This is a genomic window from Halobacteroides halobius DSM 5150 (assembly GCF_000328625.1).
In the GTDB taxonomy this organism is placed as follows: domain Bacteria; phylum Bacillota; class Halanaerobiia; order Halobacteroidales; family Halobacteroidaceae; genus Halobacteroides; species Halobacteroides halobius.
The window spans coordinates 1493206-1505988 of record NC_019978.1 but is presented as its reverse complement, the minus strand read 5'-3'; the positions used below and the strand labels follow the sequence as shown (position 1 = coordinate 1505988).

Annotated in this window: 13 protein-coding genes; 7 read left to right on the top strand and 6 right to left on the bottom strand. The window is 31.2% G+C overall.

Annotated elements, in window-relative coordinates; genetic code table 11:
- Nucleotides 1–10 precede the first annotated feature (10 nt).
- Complete coding sequence (locus HALHA_RS07385; protein WP_015327167.1) at nucleotides 11–1372, top strand: ABC transporter substrate-binding protein; 1362 nt, start codon at nucleotides 11–13, stop codon at nucleotides 1370–1372.
- Nucleotides 1373–1421: 49 nt separating this feature from the next.
- Here HALHA_RS07385 and HALHA_RS07380 read toward each other — a convergent pair whose 3' ends face one another.
- A complete protein-coding gene (locus tag HALHA_RS07380; protein WP_015327166.1) occupies nucleotides 1422–2204 on the bottom strand; it encodes a M15 family metallopeptidase in 783 nt (260 codons plus the stop codon).
- A 167-nt stretch (nucleotides 2205–2371) separates the two neighbouring features.
- Here HALHA_RS07380 and HALHA_RS07375 point away from each other — a divergent pair, with 167 nt between their 5' ends.
- Nucleotides 2372–2830, top strand: a complete 459-nt coding sequence (locus tag HALHA_RS07375) for a DUF441 domain-containing protein (protein WP_015327165.1) — start codon at nucleotides 2372–2374, stop codon at nucleotides 2828–2830.
- Between the two features lie 11 nt (nucleotides 2831–2841).
- Nucleotides 2842–3006: a hypothetical protein gene (locus HALHA_RS13480; protein ID WP_015327164.1), complete on the top strand. Its 165-nt coding sequence runs from the start codon at nucleotides 2842–2844 to the stop codon at nucleotides 3004–3006.
- On the opposite strand, the gene HALHA_RS07370 is transcribed toward HALHA_RS13480, so the two are convergent.
- The 3 genes from HALHA_RS07370 to HALHA_RS07360 are packed head-to-tail and all read right to left on the bottom strand — an operon-like array spanning nucleotide 3003 to nucleotide 5835.
- Nucleotides 3003–4220: an MFS transporter gene (locus HALHA_RS07370; RefSeq protein ID WP_015327163.1), complete on the bottom strand. Its 1218-nt coding sequence runs from the start codon at nucleotides 4218–4220 to the stop codon at nucleotides 3003–3005. The genes HALHA_RS13480 and HALHA_RS07370 overlap by 4 nt on opposite strands.
- Before the next feature lie 11 nt (nucleotides 4221–4231).
- Complete coding sequence (locus tag HALHA_RS07365) at nucleotides 4232–4525, bottom strand: ferredoxin family protein (RefSeq protein WP_015327162.1); 294 nt, start codon at nucleotides 4523–4525, stop codon at nucleotides 4232–4234.
- Entirely contained in the window at nucleotides 4525–5835 is a 1311-nt protein-coding gene (locus HALHA_RS07360) for an FAD-dependent oxidoreductase (protein WP_015327161.1), read from the bottom strand. The genes HALHA_RS07365 and HALHA_RS07360 overlap by 1 nt, the downstream gene beginning before the upstream one ends.
- A 147-nt stretch (nucleotides 5836–5982) precedes the next feature.
- Here HALHA_RS07360 and HALHA_RS07355 point away from each other — a divergent pair, with 147 nt between their 5' ends.
- The 4 genes from HALHA_RS07355 to HALHA_RS07340 all read left to right on the top strand — a co-directional run bounded on the left by HALHA_RS07355 (nucleotide 5983) and on the right by HALHA_RS07340 (nucleotide 11587).
- Nucleotides 5983–6456 (top strand): ferritin-like domain-containing protein, encoded by a 474-nt coding sequence (locus HALHA_RS07355; RefSeq protein ID WP_015327160.1) that lies wholly within the window; start codon nucleotides 5983–5985, stop codon nucleotides 6454–6456.
- Between the two features lie 24 nt (nucleotides 6457–6480).
- Nucleotides 6481–7491, top strand: coding sequence for a potassium channel family protein (locus HALHA_RS07350; RefSeq protein WP_015327159.1), 1011 nt, complete (start codon nucleotides 6481–6483; stop codon nucleotides 7489–7491).
- Nucleotides 7492–7559: 68 nt separating this feature from the next.
- The gene (locus HALHA_RS07345; RefSeq protein WP_015327158.1) at nucleotides 7560–9905 is read left to right on the top strand and encodes a Lon protease family protein; all 2346 of its coding nucleotides are present in this window, start codon (nucleotides 7560–7562) and stop codon (nucleotides 9903–9905) included.
- A 50-nt stretch (nucleotides 9906–9955) separates the two neighbouring features.
- The gene (locus HALHA_RS07340) at nucleotides 9956–11587 is read left to right on the top strand and encodes a diguanylate cyclase domain-containing protein (RefSeq protein WP_015327157.1); all 1632 of its coding nucleotides are present in this window, start codon (nucleotides 9956–9958) and stop codon (nucleotides 11585–11587) included.
- On the opposite strand, the gene HALHA_RS07335 is transcribed toward HALHA_RS07340, so the two are convergent.
- Nucleotides 11584–12015, bottom strand: coding sequence for a threonine/serine exporter family protein (locus HALHA_RS07335; RefSeq protein ID WP_015327156.1), 432 nt, complete (start codon nucleotides 12013–12015; stop codon nucleotides 11584–11586). The two genes, HALHA_RS07340 and HALHA_RS07335, sit on opposite strands and share 4 nt — an antisense overlap.
- Nucleotides 12015–12758 carry a threonine/serine exporter family protein gene (locus HALHA_RS07330; RefSeq protein ID WP_015327155.1) on the bottom strand — a complete coding sequence of 248 codons (744 nt, stop codon included), beginning with the start codon at nucleotides 12756–12758 and terminating at the stop codon, nucleotides 12015–12017. Before HALHA_RS07330 ends, HALHA_RS07335 begins: the two co-directional genes overlap by 1 nt.
- Nucleotides 12759–12783 lie beyond the last annotated feature (25 nt).

The following is a 12783-nucleotide window of genomic DNA, read 5'->3' as shown; positions in this document are numbered from 1 at the left end:
AAATTTAGTCTTGCTTAAAAAGTTTAGTTTTAAAAAGTGGTTATTTAGTGGTATTTTTTTTATAGTAATTGCTGTAATTAGTAGTGGATTAACATATTATTTTAAGTTTTATCAACAGAAAGGGTTTAGTATAGACCCTCAAGCCAAAATAGATTATGAGCAAGAATATCAAGTTACTTATTGGGACTATCCCTTATTGATTGGCCAAGATAAGAGGTATAAAAAGTTTTTACAGCAAGCAATTAGTAAATTTAACAAGCGGTATTCTAATATAAGGGTTAATTATCAATTATTATCATTTATTGAAGGCCCTAAAAAGCTAAAAGAAGCCTTAAAAGAAGGGAACCCACCAGATATTTATCATGGTATCTTTGGTAGAAAATTAGTAAATTCTAAATTACAAATTCCAGTTAGTATTTATTTAGCTAAGGAAAAAAGAGATAGTTACAGTTCACTGGCTATGGCTGCTTTTTCATATCGAAAACAGATTTGGGGATTACCTACTTGGTTACTACCGGAAGTTTGGGTTGGTAATAAGGGTCTGTTGACTAAAGCGGGTTTAGATTTAAAAAAGGTTACTAAACAGGGGTGGACTATAGATAAATTATTAGAAATAACTACAAAACTTAAAGAGTTAGATAGAGATAATAATATAATATTTAATCCTTATAATGCAAGACTGTTTCAGCAGTTATTAGCTACAATAGGTAAAAATAATTTAGTCTCTCAAGAGAAGAAACTGGCTATTGCTACTAAAGATTTAGAAAATATCTTTCAACTATTAGATAAACTACAAGAAGAGAAAGTTTTACCTCGTAATAGAGCTAAAATGAGTAAGATGTTGTTGTCTAGTCTTTGGGCCAATCAAGCAGGATTAATAGCACCAGTAAACATTTGGCTGTTAAATAGTCTTTATCAACAAAGTAAAAAACAACAAATTGATTTAACATTACTACCTATTCCAACCTTTAGTTCTCAACGAAATAGAGTACCTATTTCTGTTACGGGATTACTTTTATTTAGACAAGAAAACTATCAAGGTGATGCTCATACTAAAGCTGTTTATAAATTTGCTCAATTTATGAATCGACAACAAAATTTATATATAAGTAAGCAATTAAATGTAGTGCCAGCTTATCTGCCATTACAATCTGTTTGGAAAAGAGAGGTAAAATTAAAGAAACTTATTAAAAAACAACTTATTACTTATGTAAGTAGAGGATACAGTAAAAAAGCAACTGGATTTGCTAATGAGAAATTAGAAATTAAATTAAGAACAAAATTAAGAAAGAATTACCAAAATTATTGGTTAAATAATCTATCTAGCACTGCAGTAGTTAATAATATCTGGATGATTGGCAGCAGGTTATAAAAAATAAAATAAAAAAAGAAGCGGAAGTTGATTAAATTAAACCTCCGCTTTATCCTTGCTGTAAATATTGTTCTAAAGTTAGGTTATTAGAGCTAATTTTAAGGGCATGCTTTCGTCCTACATAACGAAGATGCCATGGTTCATATTGATAACCAGTGATTCTTTTTTTTGCTTTTGGATAACGAATAATAAAACCATATTTAGAAGCATTATTAGCTAACCACTTTCCTGCTTTAGTTTCTCCAAATTTTTCTATTAATTGATAATTTATTTTTGGACTAGATACATCAATAGCTAGTCCAGTCTGGTGTTCACTCTCACCTGGTTGAGCACTAGTCTTATTTGCTTCTTTTTTTCCTTTTCTTCTGACATTATAGTTAAAAATATTTTTTTGTCTTTGGTAAGATCGATATCCAGAGATACCAGCTAGTTTAATATTTTCTTGTTTAGCTTGAGTAAATAATTTTTCTAGTGCTTGAGCGACTATTGGTCTAACTTGTTTTTTAGGTACATTTTCTTCAAAAGGAAATGGAATATTAGGAATTGTCAAGTTAGTTGGTCTAAAATCAGCTGGTAGTGCTCGGTTTTTATTAACTAATACTAATTTGCTAGTTGGTTGAGTAATAATTGCTTTTCCTGCTTTAGTTCTTTTAATTGGGCCAATTATGGGGTTATTAGAAGGGTCATTTTTTTGTTGTGGTGGAATATGATCATTTTCTATTGAACCATTTAGATTAGGTTGAAAGATTAAATTATCAATAGCAAAAATTTTAATCCCAGAATAACTAATCATTAGTAATAAAAGACCAATAATAAATATTTTTTTATTCATTGTATCCCTCCTTGTTAGCCAATTATAACTAATATTAGTCATGACTTGCAATCTATACTTTATAACTTTAATAACAATTATAGGAAGGAATAGTTATTCTATTTTAAATTAGAAGAACATATAATTTAATTAAATCAAGTGACTTTTTAGTTTAAGGAGTGATTTAAATGCTAGAAAGTTATTTATTATTAACTTTCGTATTAGCTTTAGGATTATTAGCAGGTTCTAATCTATTAGTAATAGCTAGTACTATTTTAGGATTGCTTAAATTATTTAAACTTAACTTTATTTTAAATATATTGGATGGTCGAGGGATAAAATTAGGATTATTATTTTTATTAATGGCGGTTTTATCTCCTATGGCTAGTGATAAATTAGGAATTAAAGATATTATAGATAGCTATAAGTCTGTGCTAGGTCTGTTTGCTTTAGTAAGTGGTATTTTAGCAACTCAAGTAGTAGGAGTAGGGATTAATTTATTAGATAGTGATCCTGAATTAGTAGTAGGAATTTTACTAGGTTCAATTGTAGGGATTGTTTTTTTTAATGGTGTTCCAGTTGGCCCGTTACTTGCAGGGGGGCTGACAGCTATTTTTTATCGGATTTATTCATTATTACTTGGTTAGGAGGGGAATTTATGTTTTGGGTATTGATAATTTTAGGTGTCATATTTGTTTTTCTATGGGTTATGAAGCCTCAGGATAAGAAATCAAACCTTAAAATGTTTGATACTTATAGTCATTATTTAAGTAAATACCAGAAGTTAAAGGATAAGAAAAAAGGAAAACAGAAAGAGAATTAATTCTCTTTCTGTTGGTTTCCTAACAGGTCGTCTTCATTGACTAAAAAGAAAGTTAATAAAGAGACTGTTAATGCAATGACAGCTGCAGTAATAAACATTACTGTTGTACTAATTTGATTAAGCAGACTAAAGGTTGGTGGGCCAAATGCTACACCTAAGAAACGAGAACTACCATAAATAGAAGTAATCCCACCACGATGAGTACTAGCAGCTGTACTAGTTACTAAAGTATTTAAAGCAGGTAATACTAATCCGTTTCCTACTCCTAATATTGCCATTGCGATTAAATAAAGAATTAGTCCCTCTAAGAAAGGTAGGATAGTTAATGCAATAGTTGCAATAAATAATCCTAGAGCCATAGCATGTTTAAAATATTGCCCCTTTTTTTCTAAATAAATTCCCGATAAATATGAACTAATGGACATAAATAAGATCGGTAGAGCTAGGATGAGCCCTTTTTTAAGTCCAACAACTTTATATTTGGTCTCAAACAAGTCTGAAATAAAAGATAATACGCCAAATAGTATAAATAGAACAGTTATTCCAGCTAATAAACTAAAGAAGAGTGATTTCCCCTTTTCTTGAAAAATAGACTTAATTTGAGTTAGATAAGTCATTAAACTTTCCTTTTTTTTACTTCTTTTAGGCTCTTGTACCAAGAAATAAACTGCTAAAGCAATAGGAATAGCTAAGAAAGCATAAGAAAAAAATAAAGCATGCCAGACAATTAAAGCTACTGCAGCCCCTAATAAAGGACTAAGAACTTTACCTAACCCATTAGCTGATTCTATGATTCCTAATGCTGTACTTCTTTCTTCTGATTGAAAAATATCACCAACTAAAGCAATCACAATAGGATAAGTGCCTGCAGCTCCAATCCCTTGGATAATGCGTCCTAATAAAATAAGATAATACCCTTTCTTTCCTAGTGTTACAGCTGTAATTCCAGATACTACCCCACCTAACCCATAGATAATTAATGAAGGAATTAAAATAACCTTTCTACCATATCTATCTGATAGATAACCTAAAAATGGAATAGACAATCCTGCTGCAGCTGAAAAAAGAGTAATCATTAATCCTACTTGAAACTGATTAATATTTAGGGCTGATTTTATTTTAGGAAACTCTGGAATTAGCATTGAGTTTCCTAAAACCATTAGAAATGGTACTGAAGCAAAGACTCCAACCATTACTTTATATCTTTTTTCCATTTAAGTGCCTCCTATAACTGATAATTAACTCCATAGCCCCCTCTAGGAAAATGCCAATTAATATTACGATAAGGGCAGCCGTACGGACAAGCCATACATTCAATACATCTTGTATAATCAATTTTAATTTTATTACTTTCCTGGTCCCAAGAATAAACTCGAGTAGGACAATAGTAAGTGCAAGGTTTATTTTCACATTCTGTAATACAAACATCTTTTTCTTTAATCTCAATATGTGACTCTTCGTCTACTTCTATTGTGACATATTGTAAGGGAGATTGGTTATTTTTTAAGAAATTTCCCATTAAAAGACCCCCCAATCTTTCCAGCCATAATAAAGGTCTGTAATTGTTTTTTTAAGAGGTTGCATATTTAAAAGTTCTTTTTGGATATCATTCATTTTTTCTTTATTTGATTTAAGTTGCACTCTAAAGAAATCATAAGCAGCATCATTAACAGCTTTAGCAATTAAAAAATCAGAGTCAGGATGTTGTTTGTAATATTTTTTAGCTGATTTACTTTTTTTAATATTCTTCATAAAGAAGCTATTCATCACTCGTTTGTGGTAACCTTTTAGTAATTTAGCACTAAAGTCTTGAGCAGCTCTAGCTTGAGCTACTGTCTCAGCAGCGTATAGCCCCGTTATCATAGCTAAATCTGTTCCTCTACGTCCACTAACCATCATGGCTGCGTCTCCAATTACTAATATACCGTCATCATAAAGTTGAGGTATATTTTCATAACCACCTTTAGGGATAATATGTGATTTATAGGCTATAGGTTTTGCTCCTTCTATTAATCTTTTAATTAAAGGGTGGTTTTTAAAGTGATATAACATTTGATAAGGATTTAATCCTTTATTATTAATCTGATTTAGATAACCCCCAACAATCAAAGAAAGAGATTCCTTATTAGTCCAGATCCCGCCTTTACCAACTACTCCTGCAGTTGGATAACCAATTATGCCAATAGTAGCACCTTCACCTGGCTCTAATTTAAACCGTTCTTCAATTTTTTTAGCAGGTAAAGCTAACTCTTCTTTGACATATAAAGTCATACTAGAAGCTTCTAAGTCACCTCGCAAACCAGCTTTTTTAGTTAAAATAGCATTAGCTCCTTCGGCTAAAACTACTACATTAGCATAAATGACCTCTCCAGTATCTAACTTAATTCCATCTACCTTTTTATTTAAAAGTCCAGTCTTATGGTAAACTAAATCAGTAGCCAAGCTATTTGTTAATAAATGAGCTCCTTCATTAACAGCTTGCTGGGCAAACCATTTATCAAATTGACTTCTGATAGCAGAGAATTTATTATAGGGTGCTTTTTTAAACTCTAAACCGGTAAACCCCACTTTAAATGCTGAAGTTTTATCCATCATCCATAGTTCATCAGTAACCAAAGGTCTTTCTAAAGGCGCTTCTTCCCAAAAAGCAGGTATTATTTTGGCTGTTGGTTTTCGATAGATATTACCCCCAAACATATTCTTACTACCTGGTTCCTTTCCTCTTTCAATTAGAGCAACTGATAAGTCATTTTCTGCCATTTTAAGAGCTGCACTTGAGCCTGCTGGTCCTGCTCCAACAACTACTGCATCATAACGATCATTACCCATCTTTACACCTCATTTCTCCTATAATTCAAATTAGTATTAGTTTAAGTATTTAAATCATTTTTATGTTGACATTATTTGTATAAAAAAATAAGTTAGTTACAAAATATAAATTAAGAGTAATGGTTAGTTTGAAGAAAGGAGATAAAGATGAAGCCTAAAAAAATGCTAATCTGGCTTAATTGGTTTTATTTTTTAGAAATAAATCAGTATGAATTATATAAAAGGCAACAGCAAGAAAGTAAAGACGATTATATAAAAAAAGTCTTAGATAAATTTGCTACCATTGAAAAAGAGCATGCTAAAAAAATAAAAAAAGAAATTACTAATCTAGGAGGAACGCCTACCAAAATGGGAAATGGTTTAGGACGGTTATTAGGCTCTACAGCAGGTAGTTTGACTTCATTAACAGGAACAGTTAATTTATTTAGAATTAATCTTACATTAGAAAGAAGGGCTATTAAGGATTATAGAAGGTTAATAAAATATACCGATTCTAAAAAGCTACAGAAATTATTATGGTCTAATTTAATTGAAGAAGACTTACATCATAGCTGGTTTGCCCATCAAAAGGAGGAACTACAAGATCAGATTAAATCACAACATAATATAACTGAAAGTTAGTCCTAAATTTTAGGGAGGGCTAAAATGTTAAATTATCTCAAAAGTTATTTAAAAAGGGTAAAATCTGAGCTAAATAATAAAACATTACGGAGATTACTATTAATTGTACTAACTTTATTTCCTTTAAGTGCGGGAGGAATTGTATTAGTAGAAGAAGGAGAATATTTTAGAACTTTTGGAGATGCTTTATGGTGGGCTGTTGTGACAGCTACGACTGTAGGGTATGGAGATATGTATCCTCAAACTTTAATAGGTAGAATAATAGCTATTTGGGTTATGCTATTAGGGATTGGAACTGTAGGGGCAATTACAGCTAAGTTAGCCGATCTTTTTATAGAAACTAAAAGAAGGAAGGAGCTTGGTGAAGTGCCAGCTAGATATGAAGATCATTTAATAATTTGTGGATGGAATAGGAAGGTGAAGGATATAATTCAACAGATTTTAAATGAAAATTTAGAGCAAGAAATTGTTTTAATAGCTAATAAGGAACGCGATCCATTTCCGGATAATGATGATGTGCACTTTATTAAAGGAGTTATGGAAGAAGAGGACATATTAAAAAAGGCTGGAGTGATGAAAGCTCGAGCGGCAATTATAGTAAATAAAGAACAAAATGATGCTAAGACAGTATTAACTGTTTTAAATATAGAGAACTTAAATCCTAATATCTATACTGTAGCTGAAATTAGTGATAGTAGAAATAAAATTCACTTAAGAAATGCCAATGTTGATGAGATTATAGTAGATAATGCGATTAGTAGTCAGCTATTAGTTAGATCAGCACTTTATAGTGGGACTTCTAAAGTAATTGAAGAGTTATTATCTAATGAAAGTGGTAACCAATTATATATGTTAACAACTAAAAAAGATGATGTAGGTCAAGAGTTTTTAGATTTATTTATTAAGTATAAAAAAAAGGATGGGCTAATTCTAATTGGCATTAAGCGCGAGAATGAAATAATTGCTAATCCTGATAATGAACAAAAAGTTAGGGCCAATGATAAATTAGTTTATATAGCTGGTAGTAAACTATAATTTTTAAAAATATTATTACCGAAATTGGTCTAATGACAATATACTGTAATTAGAAAGGAGGTAGTATAATGACGGTAGTTGAATTAGATTCTAAAGATTTAAGAAAGAAGTGTGATTTAAGTCAGTTTGAGTTTGCTACTACTGACGAATTGGCACCTCTTTTTACAGCTTTAGGGGCTAAAAGGGCTCTAGAGGCAATTGATTTTGGTTTAGAAGTAAAGCAGACTGGATATAATATTTTTGCCCTTAACTTTTGTGATGCAGAGGAACAAGAATACATCACTTCATTAATTAAAGAGCGAGCTCTAAAGGAAGAACCTTCTGATGACTTATGTTATGTATACAACTTTGATAATCCTAAACAACCACAAATATTGTACTTGCCAGCAGGTTTAGGAAAAGAATTTAAAGATGATATGGATGATTTTTTAAGCCAAATTCAAAAATCCTTGAAGCATACTTTCTCTGGTGACGAATTTCAAAAGCGCAAGAGTCAATTAAAGAATAGATACAAAGGCCAAAGTAAATTATTATGGACTGAATTAAGAAAAGAAGTAGAAGAATTAGGATATATTTTAGAGAGAGAAGAAGAAGGATTTGCTATTATTCCTTTATTAGAAGATGGAGATCCAATGAGTGAAGAATATTATACACAACTAGCAGCAGAAGAAAAAGAAAAAATTCAGCAGACAACTCAATTAATTCAAGAAAAGATTGATCAAGTCTTTGATGAAGTAACAAAAATACGTGAACAATACAGATCTAAAGTAGAAAAGTTAAAGGAGGAACTAGCTTTAGATCTAGTTACTAATTATCTAGATCCTTTAATTAAAAAGTATAATAATTTTACTCGGGTTAATTCTTACTTTAGTAAACTTCAAGAAGATATCCTTGCTAATTTAGATATTTTTGAAATAGAAGGTCAAGATGCTAGTTTCTTTTTAGTAGAAGATAATGATAATCTAGAGGATAAATTGACTCGATATAAGGTTAATTTAGTAGTTGATAATAGTGAATCTGAAGGTGCTCCAGTTATTTTAGAGACTAATCCTACATACTATAATTTAGTCGGAAGCATAGAGTATGACAATCATTCTAATCAATTGCAGACTGATTTATTAAAGATTAAAACTGGAGCTTTACAAAGGGCTAATGGAGGATATTTGATTTTAGAGGCTAGAAAATTACTATCGAGCTTTAAATCGTGGCAGACTTTAAAAAGAGTTCTTAAAACTGGCAAGGTAGAGATTGAAAATTTAGGCCAGGAGTATGATAAATTTCCTTTAGTAACTTTAGAGCCCGAAGGTATAGAGTGTAATTTAACGATTATTTTGTTAGGTAGCCCCCAAATCTATCGCTTACTTTATCACTATGATCCAGATTTTAAAAAGTTATTTAAGATTAAGGCTGATTTTGATGCAGAAATGGAAAGGAATGAAAAGAACAATTATCAATTAGCTCAGTTTATTGCCCAACAATGTCAAGAGAAGGATTTACGCCCTCTAGATTATAAAGCAGTAGCTAAAGTAATTGAATATTCCTCATGGCTTAGGAGAGACCAAGAGAAATTAACTACTAAATTCAGTACGATTATTGACCTGTTGTATGAAGCTGATACTATAGCTAAGTTAAATAATAAGGAAATAATTACTGAAATTGCAATTAAAGAAGTATTAAATAAAAGAGAACAAAGAGTCAATCGTTACGAAGAGAAGATTCAAGAGTTATATCAAGAAGATAAAATTTTATTAGAAACTACAGGCGATAAGATAGGTCAAATAAATGGTTTATCTGTACTTGATTTAGGTGATTATACTTTTGGGCGACCTAGTAAGATTACTGCTGCAGTTTATCAGGGCCAACGTGGGGTTATTAATATTGAGCGTGAGGCGGATTTAAGTGGTAAAATTCATGATAAAGGCATACTTATATTAACAGCATATCTAGGAGAAAAGTTTGCTCAAGATAAACCTTTATCTTTAACTGCTAGTTTATGTTTTGAGCAGATGTATTCTGAGATTGATGGAGATAGTGCATCTAGTGCTGAGTTATATACTCTATTATCTGCTTTGGCCCAAGTACCTCTTAGACAGGATTTAGCAGTTACTGGATCTGTAAATCAACAAGGGAAGGTTCAACCAGTTGGTGGAGTAACAGAGAAGATAGAAGGTTTCTTTAGAGTCTGTAAGGAGGAAGGTTTAACTGGAAAACAAGGTGTTTTAATCCCTAAACAAAATAAAAATGATTTAATGTTAAAAGATGAAGTAATTAAAGCAGTAAACAATAATAAGTTTCATATTTATACTGTTAGTTGTATTGAGGAAGGAATAGAGTTATTAACAGGTAAGAAAGTAGAGGTTATTAATAATTTAGTAGATAAAAGAATTGAGAAGTGGGCTGATGAATCTAAGTAAGTTTTAGGCCAGGTTTAGCCCTGGCTTAAAACAGAAAGGGAGGTGAGTAAATGTTAAAGAGGCTAGCTTCTTTAGGAATACTAGTATTAATTTTAATTTTAAGTTCTAAGGTTATGTTGGCTTATAATTTAAATGAACTAGAAAAAGAAAAGTTTCTATTATTAGTTTATAATAGATATAAGTTTGAAGTGTGGGCGATAGCAGGAGCTATTTTTTTATTAAGTTTAATTATTATTATTTTAGTATTTAGCATAGTCAAACGTAGGGAAGCAGAAAAAAAGTTAAAAAGTAGTCAAAAACGTTTAAAGTTAGCTTTATGGGGGACTAATCAAGGGTTATGGGATTGGAATATTAAGACTGATAAAATCTATATTAATGATCAATGGGCCAATATGTTAGGATATAAGACAACTGAATTAGCAGGAAGGTTTAGATACCTCCAACATTTATTTCATCCTGACGATATAAAGAGAGTTAAAGATGCTATGGATCGTCATCTAGCAGGAAAGACATCAATTTATGAAGTAGAGTGTAGATTATATACTAAATCAAAGCAGTGGAAATGGATTTTAACGCGTGGGAAAGTAGTTAGTAGAGATAAAGATGGCCAACCTATTAGAATGATAGGAACTCACCAGGATATTGATAAGCGTAAGCAGGTAGAAGAGGAGATTAGATATCTTAATTGTCATGACTGTTTAACTGGTTTATATAATCGTAGTGGCTACCAAAAGAAATTATCTCAGTTAGATAACAGGAATAATTTACCTTTAAGTATTATTATGGGAGATGTTAATGGTTTAAAAATAATTAATGATATGTTTGGACATGATAAAGGTGATAAATTATTAGAGGAAATAGCTCGTATATTAGAAAAGATTACCCGGGATCAAAATGATATTGTGGCTAGATGGGGTGGGGATGAATTTGGAATTATTTTACCTAATACTAATCATCAACAAGCAAACAAAATTATAGCTAGAATTAATGAAGAATGTGCAGAATCTAAATTCAGTCCTCTCAAACCTAGAATTGCTTTAGGCGTAGCAACAAAAAAAGATTTTAATCAAAAGCTAGATGATATAATTAATGAGGCAGAAGGTAAGATGTATCAAGATAAATTAAATTGTAAGCAGCATGTAGAGTGTAATATGCTTAAGTCACTAGAGCAGGAATTATTAAATAAGGCAGATGAAATAGGGTTAAAAGTAGCCAGAATTAAAAAATTAGCCATTGAATTTGGCCCTAAATTAGACTTATCTGTAGATCAACTTAAACAGTTAAAATTATTAGTTAGATTTAGAGATATTGGGCTCTTAGCTATTGAGGATGAAATATTAGATAAAAATAAGGAGGATTTAACCCCCAAAGAAGAAAAAAGAGTACAAGAGCACCCTGAAATTGGTTATAGATTAGCTAAAAATTTTCCAGACTTAACTCCGATTGCTAATTCTATTTTATTTCATCATGAATATTGGGATGGAAGTGGCTATCCTCAACAATTAGAGGGGCAAGAGATTCCGTTATTATCTAGAGTTTTAGCGATTCTTGAAGTATATGAAAAGGTACTTAATAAAGATTCTGCATCCTATAAAAAAGTAATAAAAGAGCTTAAAAAAAGAGCAGGAACTCAATTTGACCCTAAGTTAGTGAAAATATTTATAGAAATGTTAACTAGTTAGCTTTTAATTTCTTTATAGTATTGAGCGCCGGCTCCTACAATAGCTATTCCAAACGAGATAGCTCCAGCAATCATTAAAGTATTTACTCCAGCTTCTACCCCTGCAATATATTTTTGGTTAATTAAATAAAGCATTGTTCGATAAGCAGGAACCCCTGGTACTAAAGGTAAAATACCAGAGATTACAAATACTGTAGCTGGTAGTTTCTTAATGCGAGCAAAGACTTCTCCACAGATACCAACAATTATAGCTCCAATAAAGGAAGCAAGTATTAAGTTATTAGTTAAAGTCTGAGAGATTAATAATCCTGCCCAACTAAACGTTCCTGTTAATCCCAATAAAAATAAACTTTTTTTAGGAGCTTGAAAAGCAATTCCATAACCTAAAACTAAAATGAAATTTGCAATTAATTCTAGTAATATTTTCATTATCTAAACACCCCTAAAGCCATAGCTACTCCTACAGCTAAATTAATAGCAACTAAAATCACTTCTATACCTCGACTAGTAGCTGAGATTAAGTCACCATTGATAGCGTCACGAATGGCATTAGTAGCAGAAACACCAGGGACAAAAGATAAAATTCCGCTAACGGTAATTATACTTAAATTAGTTCCAATACCATAGCTATAAAATAAGTTAGCAATAACACCTGCAATAAATCCAGCTATTAATTCTGGGATAAAATTGATATCTTTTAAGAAACCACTTAATCTAATAAATAGTTGTGCTCCTAAACTAGCTATAAAAGAAGGAAAAATATCTAGATAACTACCTTGGGCCAAGATGGCGTACATAGAAGATGCTAATGCACTAGCTAAGATAACTATAGATAGATTATATTCATCTTTAGCAGTAGCAATATTATGAAGCTTAGTCATTGCTGTTTGATATTCTGTAGTCTTTTGGGCCAACTTTCGAGAAAAAGTATTTACTTGATTGATTTTATCTAGATGTACTCTACGACTATGTATTCTTTTGACAATAGTATAACCATCATCGATTGAAACAAAGAGCCCTGTAGGAGTAACTATACTGTGTGTATATTCCATACCATAAGCTTGTGAGATACGATTAATAGTTTCTTCAGCCCGATAGATTTCTCCACCGTTAGTTAAAATAGTCTCGCCGGCATAACCAGCAATATCTAAAACTTGTTGTGGTTTTTTCATTTTTACCTCCTCATTTTAATATTTT

What these genes read in the sequence shown, in the direction of transcription:
- HALHA_RS07370 (WP_015327163.1), bottom strand. Translation starts at nt 4,220, where the DNA reads ATGGAAAAAAGATATAAAGTAATGGTTGGAGTCTTTGCTTCAGTACCA.
- HALHA_RS07375 (WP_015327165.1), top strand. Translation starts at nt 2,372, where the DNA reads ATGCTAGAAAGTTATTTATTATTAACTTTCGTATTAGCTTTAGGATTA.
- HALHA_RS07340 (WP_015327157.1), top strand. Translation starts at nt 9,956, where the DNA reads ATGTTAAAGAGGCTAGCTTCTTTAGGAATACTAGTATTAATTTTAATT.
- HALHA_RS07345 (WP_015327158.1), top strand. Translation starts at nt 7,560, where the DNA reads ATGACGGTAGTTGAATTAGATTCTAAAGATTTAAGAAAGAAGTGTGAT.
- HALHA_RS07350 (WP_015327159.1), top strand. Translation starts at nt 6,481, where the DNA reads ATGTTAAATTATCTCAAAAGTTATTTAAAAAGGGTAAAATCTGAGCTA.
- HALHA_RS07330 (WP_015327155.1), bottom strand. Translation starts at nt 12,758, where the DNA reads ATGAAAAAACCACAACAAGTTTTAGATATTGCTGGTTATGCCGGCGAG.
- HALHA_RS07380 (WP_015327166.1), bottom strand. Translation starts at nt 2,204, where the DNA reads ATGAATAAAAAAATATTTATTATTGGTCTTTTATTACTAATGATTAGT.
- HALHA_RS07335 (WP_015327156.1), bottom strand. Translation starts at nt 12,015, where the DNA reads ATGAAAATATTACTAGAATTAATTGCAAATTTCATTTTAGTTTTAGGT.
- HALHA_RS07365 (WP_015327162.1), bottom strand. Translation starts at nt 4,525, where the DNA reads ATGGGAAATTTCTTAAAAAATAACCAATCTCCCTTACAATATGTCACA.
- HALHA_RS07355 (WP_015327160.1), top strand. Translation starts at nt 5,983, where the DNA reads ATGAAGCCTAAAAAAATGCTAATCTGGCTTAATTGGTTTTATTTTTTA.
- HALHA_RS07360 (WP_015327161.1), bottom strand. Translation starts at nt 5,835, where the DNA reads ATGGGTAATGATCGTTATGATGCAGTAGTTGTTGGAGCAGGACCAGCA.
- HALHA_RS13480 (WP_015327164.1), top strand. Translation starts at nt 2,842, where the DNA reads ATGTTTTGGGTATTGATAATTTTAGGTGTCATATTTGTTTTTCTATGG.